At 42.4% G+C, this 21,255-nt stretch carries 16 protein-coding genes; 6 read left to right on the top strand and 10 right to left on the bottom strand.

The genetic code is table 11. The features are described from left to right. Positions 1-94: 94 nt before the first annotated feature. The 4 genes from V7S75_RS00565 (at position 95) to V7S75_RS00550 (ending at position 5,729) form a co-directional block, all read left to right on the top strand. Positions 95-895, top strand: a complete 801-nt coding sequence (locus V7S75_RS00565; protein ID WP_459510767.1) for an N-acetylmuramoyl-L-alanine amidase family protein — start codon at positions 95-97, stop codon at positions 893-895. 7 nt (positions 896-902) lie between these two features. Next, entirely contained in the window at positions 903-1,853 is a 951-nt protein-coding gene (locus V7S75_RS00560) for an MlaD family protein (protein WP_459510766.1), read from the top strand. 13 nt (positions 1,854-1,866) lie between these two features. Then, positions 1,867-2,694 carry a 50S ribosomal protein L11 methyltransferase gene (gene prmA, locus V7S75_RS00555; RefSeq protein ID WP_459510765.1) on the top strand — a complete coding sequence of 276 codons (828 nt, stop codon included), beginning with the start codon at positions 1,867-1,869 and terminating at the stop codon, positions 2,692-2,694. 98 nt (positions 2,695-2,792) lie between these two features. After that, a complete protein-coding gene (locus tag V7S75_RS00550; protein WP_459510764.1) occupies positions 2,793-5,729 on the top strand; it encodes a DEAD/DEAH box helicase in 2,937 nt (978 codons plus the stop codon). On the opposite strand, the gene V7S75_RS00545 is transcribed toward V7S75_RS00550, so the two are convergent. Next, on the bottom strand, positions 5,721-6,383 hold the full coding sequence (locus V7S75_RS00545; protein ID WP_459510763.1) for a metal-dependent transcriptional regulator: 663 nt from the start codon (positions 6,381-6,383) through the stop codon (positions 5,721-5,723). The two genes, V7S75_RS00550 and V7S75_RS00545, sit on opposite strands and share 9 nt — an antisense overlap. Positions 6,384-6,503: 120 nt before the next feature. Here V7S75_RS00545 and V7S75_RS00540 point away from each other — a divergent pair, with 120 nt between their 5' ends. After that, a complete protein-coding gene (locus V7S75_RS00540; protein ID WP_459510762.1) occupies positions 6,504-7,823 on the top strand; it encodes an Nramp family divalent metal transporter in 1,320 nt (439 codons plus the stop codon). On the opposite strand, the gene ribD is transcribed toward V7S75_RS00540, so the two are convergent. The 9 genes from ribD to V7S75_RS00495 all read right to left on the bottom strand — a co-directional run bounded on the left by ribD (position 7,800) and on the right by V7S75_RS00495 (position 20,207). Then, positions 7,800-8,831: a bifunctional diaminohydroxyphosphoribosylaminopyrimidine deaminase/5-amino-6-(5-phosphoribosylamino)uracil reductase RibD gene (gene ribD / locus V7S75_RS00535; RefSeq protein ID WP_459510761.1), complete on the bottom strand. Its 1,032-nt coding sequence runs from the start codon at positions 8,829-8,831 to the stop codon at positions 7,800-7,802. The two genes, V7S75_RS00540 and ribD, sit on opposite strands and share 24 nt — an antisense overlap. Next, entirely contained in the window at positions 8,821-11,895 is a 3,075-nt protein-coding gene (locus V7S75_RS00530) for an efflux RND transporter permease subunit (RefSeq protein WP_459510760.1), read from the bottom strand. The genes ribD and V7S75_RS00530 overlap by 11 nt, the downstream gene beginning before the upstream one ends. A gap of 13 nt (positions 11,896-11,908) precedes the next feature. Beyond that, a complete protein-coding gene (locus V7S75_RS00525; RefSeq protein ID WP_459510759.1) occupies positions 11,909-12,928 on the bottom strand; it encodes a glycosyltransferase family 9 protein in 1,020 nt (339 codons plus the stop codon). 7 nt (positions 12,929-12,935) lie between these two features. Then, a complete protein-coding gene (locus V7S75_RS00520; RefSeq protein ID WP_459510758.1) occupies positions 12,936-14,030 on the bottom strand; it encodes an efflux RND transporter periplasmic adaptor subunit in 1,095 nt (364 codons plus the stop codon). A gap of 72 nt (positions 14,031-14,102) precedes the next feature. Further along, complete coding sequence (locus V7S75_RS00515; protein WP_459510757.1) at positions 14,103-14,585, bottom strand: Lrp/AsnC family transcriptional regulator; 483 nt, start codon at positions 14,583-14,585, stop codon at positions 14,103-14,105. Next, on the bottom strand, positions 14,572-15,060 hold the full coding sequence (locus V7S75_RS00510; RefSeq protein WP_459510756.1) for a gliding motility lipoprotein GldH: 489 nt from the start codon (positions 15,058-15,060) through the stop codon (positions 14,572-14,574). The genes V7S75_RS00515 and V7S75_RS00510 overlap by 14 nt, the downstream gene beginning before the upstream one ends. A gap of 3 nt (positions 15,061-15,063) precedes the next feature. Continuing rightward, positions 15,064-16,575 (bottom strand): PSP1 domain-containing protein, encoded by a 1,512-nt coding sequence (locus tag V7S75_RS00505; protein ID WP_459510755.1) that lies wholly within the window; start codon positions 16,573-16,575, stop codon positions 15,064-15,066. Between the two features lie 21 nt (positions 16,576-16,596). Further along, the gene (gene purD / locus V7S75_RS00500; RefSeq protein ID WP_459510754.1) at positions 16,597-17,883 is read right to left on the bottom strand and encodes a phosphoribosylamine--glycine ligase; all 1,287 of its coding nucleotides are present in this window, start codon (positions 17,881-17,883) and stop codon (positions 16,597-16,599) included. A gap of 8 nt (positions 17,884-17,891) precedes the next feature. Next, positions 17,892-20,207: a RecQ family ATP-dependent DNA helicase gene (locus tag V7S75_RS00495; RefSeq protein WP_459510753.1), complete on the bottom strand. Its 2,316-nt coding sequence runs from the start codon at positions 20,205-20,207 to the stop codon at positions 17,892-17,894. Between the two features lie 79 nt (positions 20,208-20,286). On the opposite strand from V7S75_RS00495, the gene V7S75_RS00490 reads away from it, so the two are divergent. Further along, positions 20,287-21,255 (top strand): KpsF/GutQ family sugar-phosphate isomerase, encoded by a 969-nt coding sequence (locus V7S75_RS00490; RefSeq protein WP_459510752.1) that lies wholly within the window; start codon positions 20,287-20,289, stop codon positions 21,253-21,255.

Below are 21,255 nucleotides of genomic sequence, written 5' to 3'. Positions count from 1 at the left end.
TACCAAATGGAATTTAAAAATTATATTTGTCTTCTGTAATGAATTTGCAAAATTACATCATTGCGTGGTACCTAAGTGTAATAATCTAAAAATAATGTTTTCATCCATCCGAGTTATTTTTGTTATTGGGCTTGCGTTGTCAATTATTTCGGCGACCATGCCGACGGTTGAGCCCACTCGATCTGTTAAAAAGAATCTCATCAAAACGGTCTGTCTTGATGCAGGGCATGGGGGGAAGGATCCAGGATGTTTGGGGCCTACGGGAGCGAGAGAGGGGAAAGTTACCTTGAAAATCATCTTAGAATTGGGAAAACGTTTAAAAGCTGAATACCCAGATATGAAGGTGATTTATACCCGAGAAACCGATGAATTTATTGAGTTGTTTGAACGGGCAGATATAGCAAATCGTAACAAAGCAGATTTATTTATTTCAGTTCATTGCAATGCTGCGGTTAATAAATCGGCATATGGGACGGAAACCTATACCATGGGTCTTCATAAAACCGATGGGAATTTGAACGTAGCCAAACGAGAAAACTCCGTTATTTTGCAAGAGAAGGATTATCAGACTTCCTATAATGGGTTTGATCCTAGCTCTCCGCTTGCGCACATTATGATGGCAAATTACCAAAGTGCCTTCATGGCTAACTCGGTTAAGTTTGCTTCCCATGTGGAAGATGAGTTTTCAAAGACCTTCAAGCGTAAGAGTTTTGGGGTTAAGCAAGCTGGTTTTTTAGTGATTTGGCGGACAGCGATGCCCAGTGTATTGGTGGAAACGGGATTCTTAACAAACCCGAATGAAGAGGAATATTTGAATTCTGAAAAAGGCCAAGCGGAAGTCGCTGATGCCATCACGGCAGCGTTCAAAAAGTATAAAGACGAAATCGAAAAATAAACCCATTATGTTTCAAAGCAACGAATTAAAGGTTGGTTTTTTGGCCCTCATAGCCTTCCTGATCCTCTATTTTGGGTTTAACTTCCTAAAGGGGAATGATGTGTTTTCATCTTCCAAAATCTATTATGTAACCTACGACAATGTCGATGGTTTGACGCCTTCCAATCAAGTGCTTTTGAATGGTATCGAGGTAGGTAAGGTTAAAAAAGTAGAGCTTTTGCCAGAAAATGGGAATAAAATCAAGGTTACGTTACGGATTAATAAGGACTTGATTCTCCCGGATAAAACGCTGGTTGTTCTTTCTGATGGCGCGTTGTTGGGTGGTAAGGTAATGCGTTTAGAATTATTGGGCAAAGGGTCATTGCCTACGGAAAGTGTCATTCAAGGAACCACGGAGAAAGGACTTTCTGCACTTTTAAAAGAGCGTGCGTTACCTGTTTTGTCTAATGCCGATTCGCTCCTCATTTCCTTCCGTAAGATTAGTCTTAAATTCGAACATACAGGGACGCATTTAAATGAGTTAATTAAGAATTCGAATTCCGCGGTGACCAACATCAATGGTTCTGTGACGGAACTCGTAAGCGATAATAAGGCAAACGTTAAGCAAATTACGTCGAATATGAAATCATTGACGCAAAGCTTAACAGAAACCGAAAAGCAATTGAAACCATTGTTGACGAAATTCAATTCGGTCGCAGACTCTTTACAAGCCGTTCGCATAGGTCAAACCTTACAAGAGGCGGGAAAAGCAATTCAGTCTCTTCAGAAGATTGTGACGAAGCTTGAACAAGGACAAGGCAGCGCAGGGAAGTTATTGACGAGTGATTCTTTGTATAATGGCTTGAATAAATCCTTGTTGGATTTAGATAAGTTGCTCATCGACTTCCGTACCCAGCCGAAGCGCTACATTCACTTCTCGGTTTTCGGGAAAAAAGATTCCAAAGCGGTAACGCAATAAATAAACCCATCGCATGGCGACTAAGCAATTGACAATTTCGGCGGCTGTCGAGATCACGGATATTTTAATGGCAGAGCTAAGTGAAATTGGTTTTGATATTTTCGAAGATACCGCTTCAGGCATCAATGCTTATTGTCCAATGGACCTTTATGATTCGACTGCAGCACATGAAATTATTGAGCGCTATCGTTTTTTGGGCCCGATTGATGTTGCGGAGGCCGAAATCGAAAAACAAAATTGGAATGCTGTTTGGGAAACCAATTATGACCCAATCCGCATTTCGGATAAAGTAAATATTCGCGCAAGTTTTCATGAGCCGGATTCGAGTGTGGAGATGGATATTGTTATTAATCCCAAAATGTCTTTTGGTACTGGACATCACGAAACGACGACTTTAATGGTGCAAGCGATGTTTGAGATTTCGTTAGCAGGGAAATCGGTGTTGGATGTTGGGACCGGAACGGGAATCCTTGCTTTTATCGCCTTGAAACTGGGTGCTTCGCGTGTACATGGATTTGATATTGACCCTTGGTCTGTCGAAAATTCGATTGAGAATGCCGCTTTGAATGATTGTGAAATGGCAACTTTTCAGGAAGGTACCATTCGGGATGAGCCCTCTACGATCTACGATGTTGTTATTGCAAATATTAATCGGAATATCTTGTTGGATGAAATTGCCGAATATGCAGTTCGTTTGGCATCAGGCGGTCACTTACTGTTGAGCGGATTCTATGCGGAAGATATACCTTTTCTAACTCAAGCAGCTCAACCCTTAGGCTTAGTATTAGAGGCTGAAACAAATTTGCGTAATTGGGCTTGCCTCCGACTTCGTAAGAACTAATCGTATAATTTCTGTTTTTTGTGTATTATTTCGTGAAAAAACCTTATTTTTGAAGGTTTTACTCATAGAACTCGCTAAATCGGGTTCTTAATAGCTACATGAAGATCTCTCCAAACAAACCTTTTCAGGTTGTTTATTCCTTATTGTCTCATGAATGCCTCGGTTATTTGTTCGAGGTTTTTGTTGTTCAATTGAATGATAAAGGACAATTGACATGGGAGTATCAAACATTGACAACCCGCAATTTTCATGAGTTTGCACATGGCTTAGATGAGCGTGATGAGACTGCCGTGAAATTGGTTGAGGGAATGAAGCCTGCTGCGATTTTTGAAAAGTTTAATACTTCCAAGCGTAAGACCATGGAAGAATTTTACTTAAAAACCTTTGATGCGGAAAAAGGGGAGAAGGAGATCCAAGAAGCGGTTCACGCCGTGGTAGAAAAGCGCCGTGCACAGATTTTTGAATTGATTTGCCCAGATAAGACGCTTTTCATCATGGGGAACGACGGAAATCCGATGCGTCAATCTGTCGAGATTCAGGCGGAAGCCGTTGAGGTCCTTTTCCATTTCATGCGAAATGAAGAGAATACACATTACTTCCCAACGTTAAAATACAAGGGGAACAAGCTTGAATTTCAATACAAAGATGCTTTGATTCTTTGTGATGAGCCGGCATGGATGTTATTGAATCAAAAGCTTTATCATTTCAAACCGCAATTAGAAGGCAAGAAGTTACGCGCCTTTTTGAATAAAAAATTCGTGGTTATCCCGCGAAACATGGAAGAAGATTATTTCCGGAAATTCGTAAAAGCCATGGTTGCGCGTTACCCCGTACATGCCAAAGGCTTTGAAATCACGAATACAGAGAAGAATTGCCAGTATTTATTGTCTTACGGACCGATAACCCCTAAGCTGGACGAGGAGGAAAAAGTATCCGCCAAAAAAGCCTTAGAAGCTGCGGACCGTTGGCAATTTGTCCTTTCTTTTCAATACGGTAATAACCGTTTCCCTTGGGATGGACTTTCGGCGGAGGCCAATGTCCTTTTCGAGAAAAAGGGCGACAGCTATGCTTTTCAAAAAATCATGCGTTCGCTGACCAAGGAAAAGCGTGCTTTTCAAGCATTGAAGTCCATGGGATTACCCATGGAAGCAGATGGCCGCGCAACGATTTCGCGTTCGGATGCAGTTCAATGGCTCACGGCACATAAGCAAGATTTAGATCAGGGAGCGTTCTCTGTACAGTTTAAAGGCGATGGATCTGCGCCAAGGTATTTCTTAGGAAAACCAGAAATCAAGATTCGTATCGGTGAAAAACTGGATTGGTTTGACGTGCAGGCGGTGATTTCGTTTGGTAGCTTCCAAATTCCATTTCTGAAGATTCGCCAATTAATTCTACAGAAAAAGAAAGAGTTCCATCTTCCTGATGGATCGATTGCGATCATACCCGATAATTGGTTCCACGATTATCAAGATTTGTTCTATTTCTCAGAAACCCGTCCAGGTGAAGATGGTGTCTTCTTACGTCGGCAGCACTTCCAGTTAATTCAGGAATGGGAGAATCAAGAGTTGGTGAAAACGAACTTACGCACTAAAACACTCAATGATCTCAAACTCGAAACAAAAGAGTTTCCGGTTCCGAAGAACTTCAAAGGAACTTTACGTCCCTACCAATTGGAAGGATACAGGTGGATGCGTACACGTCAAGCAGCGGGTTTAGGTGCTTGTTTAGCCGATGACATGGGTCTAGGTAAAACGGTTCAAACGCTTTGCTTATTACAGAGTTTAAAAGAGCAAGGCGAGACTTTGCCATCTTTGTTGGTGATGCCAACTTCCTTATTGTATAACTGGGAGATGGAGGCCAAAAAGTTTACCCCTCAATTGCGTGTTTTGGTTTACAGTGGACCTCAGCGGGAGAAATTGCAAGCGCAAATTGGCAAGGTGGATTTGATTTTATGTTCCTTTGGAATGGTTCGTTCCGACATCGATTGGTTCGAGAAGCAAGCATTTAGCTATGTGATTTTGGATGAGTCGCAAGCGATAAAAAATCCATTGGCGAACATCACAAAGGCTGTTCAAAAATTGAATGCGAAGTTCCGTTTAGTGATGACAGGTACGCCGCTGGAAAATTCGACAATGGACTTGTGGTCACAAATGAATTTTGTGAATACAGGATTGTTGGGAACACAACGCTATTTCAAAGATCATTTCCAGGTTCCTATTGAAAAGAAAGCGGATGGTGACCAGAAAAAGCGCTTATACTTCTTAATTAAGCCCTATTTGTTGCGTCGTGAAAAAAGACAAGTGGCAGCGGATTTACCTGAGAAAATGGAGTCGATAACCTATTGCACGATGTCGGAGGAACAGGAGCGACTATACGATAAAACGAAGTCCTTCTACCGTGATGTTTTATTGAAACAGATCAAAGACGAAGGCTTACAGAAATCAAGGTTCTCTGTGTTACAAGGCTTGACGAAATTACGCCAATTGGCCAACCACCCAGCCTTGTGCGAAGATGGATTTGAAGGAGAATCGGGTAAGATGGAAGCCGTTTTAGAGAAGTTGGAGACTGTACTCGAGCAACATCACAAAGTCTTAATATTTAGCCAGTTTGTTCAGCATTTGGGATTGATTCGCAAGGCTTTGGATGAGCGTGGAATTGATTATGCTTATTTGGATGGAAGTACTGCTGATCGGAAAGGTCAAGTGGAGAGTTTCCAGAAGGATGATGGACAATCGGTTTTCTTGATTTCATTAAAAGCGGGGGGAGTGGGCTTGAACTTGACGGCTGCGGATTATGTCTTTTTATTAGATCCATGGTGGAATCCTGCTGCGGAGGCGCAAGCCATTGACCGTGCGCACCGGATTGGTCAAAAGAAGACTGTATTTACCTATAAATTTATCTCGAAAGAGACGGTTGAGGAGAAAATCTTATCCCTGCAACAACGTAAGTTGGATCTCGCAAATGAGTTGGTTACTTCCGACGAAAGTATCTTGCGAAATTTAAGTGAGGACGAAGTCTTGGATTTATTAAGCTAATTTGACCAAGATGTTTTTCGCTACTTCATGACTAATGAAGACAGCAGGAGCATTGTCTATCGACACTGAAATCGAACGGTCAAACGCATTCACTTCTTGGACATGTAATGCCGCACCTAAACTCAGTTCCATTTTTGTGAGTAATTGGAGAAATACCGCCGAATCTTTTGCAACGCCCATCAACACACAACGCTTCTCTGCTTTGATGTCGGAGAGATGCAAATAGCCTAATTCAGGCATCACCCCATTTTTGGTTGGGATTGGATCTCCATGCGGATCTGTTTTAGGAAACTCGAGGAATTCATCTAACTTATCGATCAGCGAATCGGATTCGATGTGTTCTAGTTGTTCTGCGATTTCATGCACTTCATCCCAGTTGAAGCCCATCTTTTCTACAAGGAATACCTCCCAAAGTCGGTGTTTTCGAACAATTCCTAAAGCGATCTTTTCTCCAGCAGGGCTTAAACGTACGCCTTGGTATTTTTGATAATGTACCCAGCCTTTTTCAGCGAGTTTACGTAGCATATCGGTTACGGATGCCGCTTTTGTCTGCGTTAATTCTGCCACAGCATTGGTTGAAATATCGTCATCGTGACCTTCAGAAAGGCGATAGATAATTTTCAGATAATTCTCTTCTGCAAAGGAGGTGGACATTTGTGCGAATTTAGAGCTCAAAAATAAGCATTTATTTGTTTAAATTATTTTTTTAGACCCGACTAAAAAATATTTTTGAATCATCATAATTCTTGTATATTTGGATGTTAAAATCGAATTATGTCCAACTCTTGGCGCAAATCACATCAAGAAAACTCAATGAGTGAGGTTTTTGCTTCCATACCCATTCCGAAAGGAGGAGGATTCTGGAAAAATTTGCGCGCATTTATTGGGCCAGGTTTTATGGTGGCCGTGGGATATATGGATCCAGGGAATTGGGCAACGGATTTAGCGGGAGGCGCTCAGTTTGGCTATACGCTTTTATCCGTTATTCTTGTCTCGAGTTTATTTGCTATTCTTTTGCAGCATTTGGCTTTGAAATTAGGTGTGGCTACGGGGCGCGATTTAGCTCAAGCTTGTGGCGATTCATTTTCAAAACCCGTTGTTTATTTTCTTTGGATTATTTGTGAATTAGCCATTGCTGCCTGCGATTTAGCGGAGGTAATTGGTTCGGCACTTGCCTTGCATTTGCTGTTTGGCATCCCGATTTTGGCCGGTATTCTCATTACCATTCTCGATGTATTTTTAATTCTCTATTTCCAGAATCGTGGTTTTCGCGTCTTGGAATCTATCGTCATGGCCTTGTTGGCGGTGATTACCTTGTGTTTTGGCTATGAAATTTGGGTGGCCCAGCCAGCCGTTTCGCATGTTTTGAGCGGATTACTTCCGCAATCGAGCATCGTCATGGATGAGCATCAACTATATGTGGCAATCGGTATTTTAGGGGCAACGGTCATGCCGCATAACCTCTATTTACACTCGAGCATTGTGCAGACAAGAGCTTTTGAACAGAATGATACCGACCGGCGAAAAGCGATTAAATACGCAACCTGGGATTCCACAATTTCGTTAAGCTTTGCCTTTTTTATTAATGCGAGTATTCTGATTTTGGCAGCTGCGGCGTTTCATTGGAATGGCCGACAAGATGTTGCTGATATTCAAGACGCATTCTTATTGTTGGACCCTGTCATGGGTACAAAATGGGCGAGTATATTATTTGCGGTGGCCTTATTAGCCTCAGGTCAAAATGCGACAGTGACTGGAACTTTAGCCGGACAAATTGTGATGGAAGGTTTTATCGATTTGAAAATGAAGCCTTGGTTAAGGCGTTTAATCACCCGACTGATCGCCATCGTACCCGCTTTTTTTGTTACGTGGATTTGGGGCGAATCTCACATCAATGAATTGTTGATTCTTTCGCAGGTTGTTTTGTCCATGCAATTAAGCTTTGCTGTGATTCCCTTAGTTTGGTTTACGAGTGACGCTAATCGGATGGGGAAATTTGTGAATCCTACCTGGATGACCTGGTTGGCTTGGGTCGTTTCTGCGATTATTCTCTCGCTGAACTGCTATTTATTAGGCCAAATTTTCTTCGCCTAATCGAACTTTCCAGTGGTTATCATTTCCTAGTTGATAGGTTCTTTCGTCCACGAATGGGACATTTGGCGTTGCTATGCCTGAACCTAAAACTTCGGTTGATTCGATGTGAATGATTTCTTGCACATCGATTTCTTGAATAAACGCTTCAATGGTCTTTGTCCCACCTTCGATTAAAATGGATTGGATTGCCTTCTCCTTGCAATAGCCCATGAATTTTTGCAAGTAATTTTCAGCGCCAAGGGCGATCCAGTGTTTATTTCCCTCTGATTTTGCCACTCCATGCGTGAAAATGTAGGTTGGGAATTCATCTTGCAATAGGTGAAGCTTTTCATCCATGCGCGCTTGTGGATCCAACACGAATCGTAATGGAGAATTACCTGGCCAAACACGAGTTGTCAGACTTGGATTATCTGCATTAGCCGTATTAACTCCTACCAAAATGGCTTGATGTTCTGCCCGTAAACGGTGTACGAGCTGTTGGCTGATAGGGTTTGAAAATAGGTGAGCATCTCCATTCGGATGTGCGATAAATTGGTCACCAGAACTCGCGTACTTGACTGTGATATAAGGTCTGCGATTCCGGTGGAAATAGAAAAACCGACGGTTAATCAATTCCCCCTTTTCGGCTAATAGACCTGCATGTACTTCGATTCCTGCTGCTTCAAGCTTAGTGACACCTTGGCCACCAACAAGTGGATTGGGGTCTAAATTACATACGACTACGCGGGATACTTGATGCTTAATTAATAAGTCGGCACAAGGAGGCGTTTTGCCCGTATGACTACAAGGTTCCAAGCTCACATAAGCGGTGGCCCCGCGCGCGTCTTTGATATCCTTAAACGCGTTTACTTCGGCATGCGGACCACCATATTGTGCATGAAATCCTTCACCGAGTAAAACGTTATCGCGCACGATAACACAACCTACCCATGGATTTGGAACAACAAAGCCTCCACCCAGCTGGGCTAAGTCGAGGGCTCGTTGCATCCATATTTCATCAGTCGGCATGAGATGTTTTTACATTACGCGACATATAACTATAAATCGCAGGAATGACATAAAGCGTTAAAGTTGTTGAGAACAACATCCCGCCTACCACGGCAATACCCATGGAAACACGGCTTGTTGATCCTGAACCTAATGCCAAGGCAATCGGTAAAATACCCAATATCGTACACAAAGATGTCATGATAATCGGTCTGAAACGAGCTGTAGCTGCACTTTTTACAGCATCCAATTTTGTTAATCCCCCTTCTTTTTTCTGGTTGGCAAACTCCACAATCAAGATACCATTTTTAGTTACCAAACCAATCAATACAATGATTCCAATCTGAGAGAAAATATTCAACGTTTGACTAAAATCCCAGAGTGATAATAAGGCACCCGCTACGGCTAGTGGTACCGTAAATAAGATGATAAACGGATCGATGAAGCTTTCGAATTGTGCCGAAAGGATTAAGTAGATCAATAAAATCGCTAGGGCAAATGCAAACAATAATGATGAGCTTGATTCCTTGAATTGCTTACTCTGTCCATCATAGGCAGTTGAGAACGATTCATCAAAAGTCTCTTTCGCCAATTTGTCCATTTCATCCAATGCTTCTCCTAACGTTACTCCCTTCGCCATTTGGGCAGTTACAGTCGCTGCAGAATAACGATTGAAACGGAATAATTGTGGTGGCGTGCTTTGCTCCGTGATCTTAACCATGTTGTCTAACTGAATCAAATCCCCGCGGTTATTTTTAACATAAAGCGATTTCAAGTCATTCACATCGTTTCGAAGTGACCGATTAATTTGTCCAATCACCTGGTATTGTTTTCCATCCATGATGAAATAGCCAAAGCGTCGTCCGGAAAGTCCTAGTTGTAATGTTTGCGCTACATCTTGAATGGATACCCCCAAGTTTTGTGCTTTTTCACGGTCAATTTCTAAACGTAATTCCGGCTTCGTGAATTTTAAGTTAATATCCGACACCTCGAATTTAGGGGAGTCGCGAACCTTCGCCATGAATTGTGGCATCATTTTCTTCAACTTCTCAAAGTTGGGTCCCTGAACAACAAAAGCCACCGGCAAACCTCCACCACCTCGTTGGCCTGTCTGTAACGTTGGCTCCTGAATTACAATCGACTTCGCACCTGGGAATTTTTTAACCTTGGGTTGTAGCGCATCGACGATGGCTTGTTGGCTTCTCCGCGCATTGGAATCACTTAACAACACACGAATCATACCCGAATTCGAACCTGCATTACCAAATCCAGGGGACGTAATGGTATAAATTGCATTGCGTTCTTTTTCTGGAATTTCCTTCATAATGAAGCGGGTGATTTCATCGGTGAAGTTCAACATATAATCAAAAGTTGCCCCTTCGGGTGCCGTAGCGCTAATACGCATTTGGCCTCGATCTTCTAAAGGGGCTAATTCAGATGGAATAGCACCTGTTTTGAATAAGGTGTAAATGACACCAATTAATCCGATCATGACTACCCATGCCACCCAGCGAACGCGTAAAAATGCGTTTAATGAGTTTTCGTAGGCTGCGGTCATCCAAACGAAAAAAGGCTCTGTCACATTGTAGAACCATGGTTTGCTATGTCCTCCTTTTAATAATTTAGAACTAAGCATCGGCGTTAAGGTTAACGAAACGAATGCCGAAATGATCACAGAACCAGCAACAACTATACCGAATTCGCGGAATAATTGGCCCGTTATACCTTGTAAGAAAATCACAGGTAAGAATACGGCCGCCAACGTAACGGTTGTTGAGATTACAGCAAAATAGATTTCTTTTGATCCGGCTAATGCTGCTTCCCAAGGGGAAAGACCTTCTTCGATTTTGGTATATATGTTCTCCAAAACAACAATGGCATCATCCACGACAAGTCCAATGGAGAGCACGATTCCCAACAAAGTCAATACGTTTACGGAGAAACCCGCTAGATACATAAAGAAGAATACCCCAATCAAGGAAACCGGAATGGCCGTCAATGGGATGATTGTCGAACGCCAATCGCGCAAGAACAAGAAGATCACAATGGTTACTAATAAGATTGCGGTTAAGATGGTTTCTTCAACTTCTTCAATTGATTTACGCACATATTTCGTGTTGTCGAATCCTTCTTTCAAAATCACATCGCTTGGGATGGTTGTTTGAATCTGCTTGAATTTTTGATGGATTTGATCGACAATTTCAATTTGGTTTGACCCTGGTTGGGGAATCACCGCAATCGAAATCATAGGTACCATATCACGCTTAAAGAATGTCTTCTCGTTTTCAGGGGCAAGTTCTGCATTTCCTACGTCTGAAAATTTAACAGAACGATCGCCTTCCTCGCGGATAATCAAGTTGTTAAAGTCCTCCACAGAGGTCATACGACCTTGCGTACGAACTGTTAATTCGGTGTTATTTCCCTCGATACTTCCTGAGGGAAGTTCAATGTTTTGTTTTGTTAGGGCATTAACAATATCGGGTGCTGTCAAACGGAATGATGCCAAACGTTCTGGGTCAATGTGCAAGCGCATCGCGTATTTCTTTTCGCCCCACATTTGAACGGAACTTACGCCGGGAATAGTTTGTAGCTTTTCTTTGACATTACGTGTAGCAATCTCATTGAGACTTAACAAATCCCGCGTGTTCGAGTAAATATTTAAATTGTAAATCGGATTGGAATCCGCATCTGCTTTGGATACGACAGGAGGGTCCACATCTTTGGGCAATAAGGCCATGGAACGTGAAACACGGTCACGTACGTCGTTGGCCGCATCTTCAATATTAACCGCTAGGTCAAATTCTACGGTGATGTTAGACCGACCGTCTCGGCTCGAGCTCGAGAGCGTTTTAATTCCGGCAATTCCGTTGATGGATTCCTCCAATGGCTCCGTAATTTGAGATTCAATGATGTCTGCATTCGCACCTGTATAACTCGTTTGGACGGTTACGACGGGAGGGTCAACCGATGGATATTCACGAATTCCTAAGTAGGAATAGCCAATTAAGCCAAATACGATAATCGTCACGGACATGACGATAGATAGTACGGGGCGTTTAATGCTGATGTCTGATAATGATGCCATAGGTTGAATAGGTTTAGGCCAATTGCGTTTGAGGAATTGGTTTTAATGTACTTAGTTGTTGCCACACGGTTTCGAATGAAATGTCGGCCGACGAACCATCTGGATTATGGTAAATCATCGCGCGACCTTGTTCATATGAGCCTGAGTATGGCATGTGGTTTTTAAAGTTTTTATACGTTCCCATTAATAGTAGCCCTGGGATTTCAAAGGCATTCGCAATATGTGCCGGGCCAGAATCGATGCCAATAAAAAATAGAGCGCCTGAGATGATGTTTGCCATATCGGCAACACTTGTTTTCCCAACCATCGAAATGAATTTTGGATGCTTAATGGCTAAGCCATCAGATGCCCCTACTTCTACGATGGAAATATCATAAGTCGCAATTGCTTGGTCAATCAAGGTGATCCAATGTTGGTCCTGCCATTCACGGTCGGCACCATTCGATTTCCGATGTATCACCCAGTATTTTCCTGGTAAATCCCATGATTTTCCTTTTCCCAGATACAATTTGGGTTGTAAAGATTCTCGATAGGGGATATCACACAAATCGAATATACCTTTCAACAAATTACCCCGTTCGTAATAATTATGCTTGTTTAAACCGATTTTTTCAGCTTGTTCATTGAAAAGGGAAAGCTTGAAATAGGGATCAACGCGTAATTCGTTCATGTGCAAATTATAAAAGTGCGAGAACGGTGAATATTGGCATAACCACGAACTAGCTAAAATTGAATGTTCGCAGACGACTTGGTCAATTTGAGGGTGGTTTTCCAAAAGGCCTTGGTACAAATCTTTGACGATCCAAACGATGCGTGCCTTCGGATGCTTAATTCGCAATGCAGCAATAATGGGTTCCGCAGCTACAATGTCGCCTAAATGTTCGGCTAATAAAATCCCAACAACAGGCTGAGAAATTCGGGCTAGGCGTACCATAAGGTAAAGTTGGGCATAGGAAAAACATGCCGAAAACCAATAGCTTAGTTTACGGAATTTGTATTCCCATAAGGACCGACTCATGTAGATGGACGCCATAAATCCTTTATTCTACCACTTCTTTAATTTCAACTTCGCCTTCTGGTTTTACTTGGATTACGCCGTTCGTGATCAGTGTGTCACCAATGGAAAGTCCAGATAGGATTTCAACATTCTTCTCGCCACGATTTCCGAGTTTCACTTTTACAGGGACTGATTTTCCTTGTTTTACGATGAATACTTTGTTCCCAGATGCTTCGGGGATAACGGCTTCTGTGGGAATAAGAATTGCGCTACCCTTTGATTTTAAAATCAAATTGACCTTAGCAAAGGCGCCTGGGACCAATTGGTTACCCGGATTTGCCGCTAAGGCGCGAATTTGCAACGTTCTCGTTAAAGGATCGATTTTCGGATCGATCGCATAAACTTTACCAATAAACGTTTTGTCTTCATTTTCCGTTTGGAATTCCACTGTACTTCCTTTGCGAATAGCAGTTGCGTATTTCGCAGGGATAGAGAATTCGATTTTCGCTGGATTTGTATTTGTTAAGGTCGCAATTCTTGTCGTAGGTGAGATGTAACTTCCTAAACTTACATAACGGAAACCTATGGTTCCTGCGAAAGGTGCTTTTACGGTTGTTTTGATGATTTGAGCTTTCAAATCTTCGATATCGGCTTCAATGGTGTTGACTGAATTGACCGCAATATCATATTCTCGTTGGGAGATAGCCTCTTTTTGTAACAAGATTTTTTGACGCGCTTCGTTGTCCTCAGCTAATTTTTTGTTAAAGCCTAATTTGCGTAAGCGAGCTTGTAAATCATCGTCATTGATTCGAAAAAGGACAGTGCCCTTTTGAACCACATCACCCTCTTTGATATTTAATAAGATTATTCGACCTGCAATTTCCGATCTAATTTCTACTTCTTCGTTTGCCAAAATACTACCTGTTGAATTCAACATGTCGTCAAGACGGGTAGATTTTACAACTGAAACCACAACAGCCGTTTTGCCACCCCCTTTTCCTCCAGGGCCTCCCTTTTCTTTTTTTGCTTCTTCCTCCGGATTCTTAGAGATAGCTTGTTTGATTTTAGGATAAAATGCAAGTCCAAGGATCAAGGCTATGGATGCAAGCGAGACGATTGTTTTGGTAACTTTATTCATGGGATTTAAATTCGGTTTAGAAGAACTTCAAATTACATATTTTCCTACATTTAGCTGTCCTAAATTGTAGGTTTATTGGGTTGATTTATTGGTTAACCAAGGTAATATTTGTTCATTTTGAATCTGATTCATCACAAAGTGGCTTTGGGCATTTCCGATGTTTTTGATGCTGGCTAGTTTATGGAGAATGAAATTTCGATATTCATCCATGTCGGAAACGACAATCTTTAATAGAAAATCGCTATGCCCGGAAACGCAATAGCACTCTTGTACTTCCACCAATGACATGACATCGGTTTCAAATTGATTCAAATATTCTGCGGCATGTTCTTTCAATGAAATGTCACAAAATACGGTGAGCGATTTGCCTAGTTTGTTCGGGTTGATTGTCGCTTTGTAACCTGTGATGACGCCCTCTTTCTCCATGCGCTTGATTCGCTCATGAACAGGAGTTGCACTCAAGCCCAGCCTTGATGCCATTTCCTTATTGGACATGAATGCGTCTTCATGCAAAAAGGCTAAAATTTGTTTATCGATATCATCAATTTTGGCCATCGCTTGTTGGGGTTTCAATGATGGATGCTCCTGCGGAAATGATACCTTTTAGCGTGTCAGTTCGCATATATTGTTCTAAACTAACCTGATATTTCCCAGGCCGGGTAAATTTCAGCCCTTTGAATAGCGTATACTGATGGCTGTACATATCGCCCAAACCACTTCCTTTCGGTTTGCCTGTTTTCGCATCATAAAAAAAAGCTTCGGCAAAGGCGCGTTTTAATACAAATCCATTTGCATCAATAATTTTCGGAACAAAATAGAGGTTGTAATACGGATATTCATTTGACTGACGAAATGCCACACGCATGTCGTATGCTTTCGTCGTGTCTGTGACTTGAAAATCAATCAAGATCTTGTTTTTTTGTAACCAACCTTGTTCCGATAAGGAAACGGTTTGATCGACCAAAGTGTCGTTTTGGCAAGCAAACGCGAATAAAGCCATCATGAAAAGAATAATGCGCTTGTAATACATGGCTTATTGTGCTGCTGGTCCCTCAGAAGATCCTCCCTCACGCGGTGGGCGTGGTTTGAATTTCTTCTTAAACTTCTTCTTAAATGGTTTCGGTGTAGCATTTTCTCCGTCAGCTACGGGTGCTGAACCCTCCGGCTTCGGACCTTGTTCAGGTCTAGGTTTACGCTCTTGTTGTGGTCTTGGGCCACGGGTTGTTTCGCCTTCTTTTCCTGGGCTAGCCGGTCTAGGTCCGCGATTTGCCTCGCCTTCTTTACCTTGGCCTGCTGGTTTCGGTCCACGATTATCTGGACGTGGACCACGTGGGTTATCACGTCCTTCAGGTCTTGGTCCTCGGTTTTCCCGTGGTCCTCTATTCTCAAAACGATCACGACCGCCACGGTTATTTCCAGATTTGTTTGCCGGTTTTTTGCCGCCATATTTCTTATCCATGCGCTCCAAATCAGAATTTAATTCTGAAAGCGATGGTTTTTCTGCTACCGGAGCATCTGGATTTAAATCCGAGAAGGATTCCGGAATAATTCCCTGCTTATTCAATTCAATGATTTCTGCGACACGATCACAACTCACCGGAATCCAAATGGACTCTTCACCTACAATGCCAAACCACATCATCCGTTTGAAAATGTCCGTCTTTTGAAGAATGGCATCTCCCTTCTTCGTCTTTAAGCGACCTTCAATCGTAGGAATGCCTTTTAATGCATCCATGTAAGTCTCTAATTCATAATTCAAGCAGCATTTCAAGCGGCCACATTGTCCGCTCAATTTGACGGGATTCAACGACAAATTTTGATAACGAGCAGCTGAGGTTGTCACGTTTTTAAAGTCGGTTAACCAAGTTGAACAGCATAGTTCGCGTCCACAAACCCCAATGCCCCCTAATCTGCCCGCTTCTTGACGCAAGGAAATTTGTTTCATTTCCACACGTACTTTGAACTCTGTTGCCAAAAGTTTAATCAATTCCCGGAAATCGACACGATCGTCTGAGGAATAATAAAACACGGCTTTGGTGCCGTCCGACTGAAACTCCACGTCAGACAGTTTCATGTTCAATTTTAAATCCCCGATGATTTGCCGGCCACGGTACATCGTAGGCATATCACGCGCAATCATTTGCTCGTGTTTTTCGTGGTCTTTATCTGTAGCAAGGCGGACGATTGACTTTAAATTATCATCGTCTTTGATGCTTTTTTTCAATAATTGTAAACGAACTAATTCGCCCTGGAGGGAAACGACACCTAAATGAATTCCTGTGCTTGACTCGATCATCACAGCATCCCCTGTGTGTAGTTCAAGTTTGTTTACATTGCGAAAATATTCCTTCCGACCTCCTTTGAATTTAACCTCTACGACATGGAAACGTTGAAACTGAGGCACGTCTAAGTCGGAAAGCCAATCAAAGACATTCATTTTATTGCAGCCACCTGAGCCACAACCTCCGTTGCTTTGGCAGCCTGCGACTTCGCCCGATACACCTTTGGATCCACAAGAACCCGTTGAACACGATTTACATGCCATAATATATGCTTGATTAGCTAATTATCCTTTATACCGGAGGACGTCTAAGCCAATATCTCTTCTAAAATTTTTACCTTCGAACTGGATGGAAAGCGCAGCCTTTTGGGACTTTTGAATTGCTTTTTCCAGGGTATTCGAAGTTCCTGTTAGGGCGATCACCCGACCGCCATTTGTTAGGAGTTGGCCTCCTTCTTCGCGCGTTCCTGCTTGGAAAATATGCGCGTCTTTTACTTGATCTAATCCTGTGATGGCATCTCCTTTGCGGTAATCTTCCGGGTATCCACCTGCGACAACCATGGTTGTAACGGCATATTGCTCTGAGATTTCAATTTTCTCTTTGTCTAAAGTGCCTTTGGCAGCCGCAAGAAGCAAAGATAAGAAATCTGATTCGATTCTAGGTAAAACGACCTCTGTTTCTGGGTCACCCATGCGGGCGTTATATTCGATGACATAAGGCTCCCCTTCGTGGTTCATTAACCCGATAAAGATGAAACCTTGGTATTTAATGCCATCCGCTTTTAATCCTGCTAACGTAGGTTTAATCACTTTGTTATCGACATGTTCCATGAAAGAAGCTGTCGCAAATGGTACGGGAGAAACGGCCCCCATTCCACCGGTATTCAATCCTTCGTCGTTTTCGCCAATGCGTTTATAATCCTTCGCTTCGGGCAAAACAACATAATTTTCACCATCAGTCAGCACGAAAACGGATAATTCAATTCCGCGTAAAAATTGCTCAATAACGACCTTGTCGGATGCCGCTCCAAATTTGGAATCCAGTAACATTTCACGCAAAGCAGTTTTGGCTTCCTCAAGTGTCAAGGCGATAATCACCCCTTTCCCTGCCGCTAAGCCATCGGCTTTTAAGACAATCGGCAAAGATTGTGTATCTAAATAGGCCAAACCTGCGTCAATACTTTCTTTCGTAAAGGTCTGCGAAGCGGCCGTTGGCACACCATGACGGTGCATGAAATTTTTTGAAAAGTCTTTACTTCCTTCTAATTGAGCTCCTTCTGATCCCGGGCCTACAATGCCCACATGCTTCAAATCCTCTTGCGACTCGATGTAATCCCGAACACCTTTTACCAAGGGCTCCTCGGGGCCTACAACAACTAAATCGATTTGATGTTCCCGAATTGCTTGCGCAATGCCGACTAAATCTGCTACTCCGATGGATAAATTTGTGCCAAGGCTGGCTGTCCCAGGATTACCCGGGGCAATAAATAAACTACTTAGTTGTGGGCTTTGAGCTATTTTCCATGCAAAAGCATGTTCACGCCCCCCAGACCCGATAATTAATACATTCATCTGTTTTATTAATTGGCTAATTCACTCAAAAACTTAATGCGCATTAAACGCAACTCCTCTTCACTCACATCCTCAATGTTACATTCATCCAAGGCCTGTGTGATGTTGTCGGTATCTGCCGACATGAAATAATCGTAGATTTCCTCCTGTTTATCAGGTTCAATTACTTGGTTGATAAAGTAATCTAAATTCAATTTTGTTCCCGAATAGCAAATCGTTTCAATTTCCTCGATCAGCTCGGCCATCGATAATTCTTTCTGTTCCGCTATTAAATCCAAATCGATTTTACGATCCACTTGCTGGATGATGTAAATCTTGATCTTGGATTTATTAACAGTCGATTTTACGACGACCTCCTTGGCAGTTTCAATCTCGTTCTCCTCTACATAACGGATGATCGCGTCCAAGAATTGCTTCCCAAATTTCACGACTTTCCCCATCCCTACGCCATTGATCTGCGCCATTTCTTCCTGCGTAGTAGGGTAGGTTGTAGCCATTTCCTCCAAAGAAGGATCCTGAAAAATCACATAAGGTGGCAAGTTTTTCTCCTTGGCAACCTTTTTACGAAGATTTTTCAAAATCTCAAAGAGCGCATCGTCATAGGCCTTTGCGCCTACCGCTGCATTTTCTTCATCATTCTCAGCCGTGATTGCTTCTTGTTCGTAATCATGATCGCGCGAGAATGTTAACGGATGTGAGTCTGTTAAAAACGCTTCTCCTTTTTCACTTAGACGTAGAACACCGTAATTTTCGATGTCTTTGGTCAACAGGTCATAAATAACAACTTGTTTAATGAATGAGATCCAAGGCGATTTTTCATCTTCGGGATTAACCTCTTTTTTCTTTTTACGCAGCTTTTGTTTTTTGGGCGCTTGCTCTTCGCCATCTACATCCTCATCATCATCGTCCTCATCCTCATCTTCATCTGAGATAGCCCATGAAACCGTTTTGCCTTTCCCAAAAACCGCTAGTTTTTCATGCTCATAGCTTTGTGTGTATTGATTCGTTTTTCCTTCCAATACATCCGCGATGTGTTCTGCATCAAATCTTTCGCCTGTTTGTTTGACGGCTTCGAGTACCAAGGATACTTCTTGTTCCGCTTTGAAAGTAGGCGTAGGGTGCATGCAATTGTCACAAAAACCACAATTTTCACCCATGTGTTCGCCAAAGTAGCTTAAGAGTTGCTTTCTACGGCAAACGCCTAAATTGGCATAATAAACCATTTCGCTCAATAGAATTTTGGCATTTTCCTTTTCAGAAACAGCTTTGTCCTTATTGAACTTATCTAATTTTAAAATGTCATCGTAGGTGTAAAACAAAATGCAAGTTCCGTCCAAACCATCCCGGCCGGCACGTCCTGTTTCTTGGTAATAACCTTCCAAGGATTTAGGAGCATCGTAGTGAATGACAAAACGAACATCCGGTTTATCAATTCCCATGCCAAAGGCAATTGTTGCAACCATCACCTCAACCTCCTCATTCAAAAAGGCTTCTTGGTTCGACATGCGTACTTGTGGATCTAGTCCTGCATGGTAAGGAAGCGCTTTAATTCCATTGACGCCTAGTAATTCAGAAACCTCTTCCACGCGCTTTCTGCTCAAGCAATAGATGATTCCTGCTTTGCCTGTATGGCTTTTGATGTAGCGAATCAATTGCTTATCAATATCTTTTTTCGAACGAATCTCGTAATACAAGTTCTTCCGATTAAATGAAGACTTGAAAACAGTAGCATCCTCTAAATTTAATGTCTTTTGAATATCCTGCTGCACTTTGGGTGTAGCTGTGGCCGTTAGCGCAATGATGGGTAATTTCGTATCAATCGATTCGATGATGTTACGAATCTTCCGGTATTCCGGTCGGAAATCATGTCCCCATTCCGAAATACAATGTGCTTCATCGATGGCAACAAAGGATATGTTTGCTTGCTGCAAGAAATTCAGATTTTCTTGTTTATTCAGCGATTCAGGAGCTATGTAGAGCAATTTAACACTGCCACTAATGACCTCCGCTTTGACGCGATTAATTTCCGCCCGACTCAACGAGGAGTTCAAGAACTGCGCATTGATGCCAAATGCAAGCATTTGGTCAACCTGATTCTTCATCAACGCAATTAATGGGGAAATGACAATGGCCGTTCCAGGCATCACAATTGCGGGCAATTGATAACAAAGTGATTTGCCGGCTCCGGTCGGCATTAAAACGAAACTATTTCGGCCATCTATCGTATTACGAATGATCGCTTCTTGCTCACCCCGGAATTGACTAAAGCCAAAGGTCTTTTTGAGCTGTTCCTTCAATACCTCACTAGAAATGGAAGTCGGCATAATTTTTATCGTGGCGTAAGTGTTTCAGTTATTGGGTAAGAATTGGTTATCTTTGTGGGTCCCACAATTCTTACTAACATTGAAATTAAGCAAAAATATCCAAAGCACAGCAAAAAAAGTTTTAAGCCAAGAAGCTGACGCAATTCTACGCGTTCGTGATGGAATAGATTCTGAATTCGAAGCCTGTGTTGAGCATTTGCTAGCTAGCAAAGGGCGCATCGTTTTTACGGGAATTGGGAAGTCGGCGATTATCGCCCAAAAGATTGTGGCGACCATGAACTCCACCGGAACACCGGCATTATTCATGCACGCTGCGGATGCGATTCATGGAGATTTGGGGATGATTCAAGAGGGTGATGCTGTGATTTGTATTTCCAAATCTGGGGATACGCCTGAAATTAAGGTTTTAGTTCCGCTGATTAAGCGAACGGGGGTTACTTTGATTGCGATGGTATCGAATAAACAGTCTTATTTAGGCCAGCAAGCAGATTTTATCTTGCATGCATTGGCGGAGCAAGAGGCTGATTTGATGAATTTAGCTCCTACGACTTCCACAACTGTTGCACTAGCTTTAGGAGATGCACTTGCCGTTTGTTTGTTGGAATGCAAAGGTTTTACCGCACAGGATTTTGCTAAATACCATCCGGGTGGCGCGTTGGGGAAACGGATGTATTTGAAGGTTAGTGATATCTATCCGCAGCACGAATTTCCCGTCATTACGCCAAAAGCGAGTATTCAAGAAGCTATCCACGAAATTAGTTCGAAGCGTTTAGGCGCGACAGCCATAGTAGGAGAAAATAATCAACTTGTTGGTATAATTACCGATGGCGACGTTCGTCGGATGCTAGAAAAACACTCCAACTGGTCTGAAATCCAATTGGCCGATATGATGAATCGTACGCCCAAAACCATTGAAGCGGATGCGTTTGCTACCGAGGCGTTGGCCATTATGCAATCGATGAATATTACTCAATTGGTCGTCACGGAAAATAAAAAGGCCGTGGGATTTGTTCATCTCCACGACCTATTAAAAGAGGGTATCGTCTAA

Source organism: Aquirufa sp. TARAVU-A1A, assembly GCF_054558675.1.
Note: the sequence above shows the minus strand (reverse complement) of the source record. Positions and strands in the feature narration are given on the sequence as shown.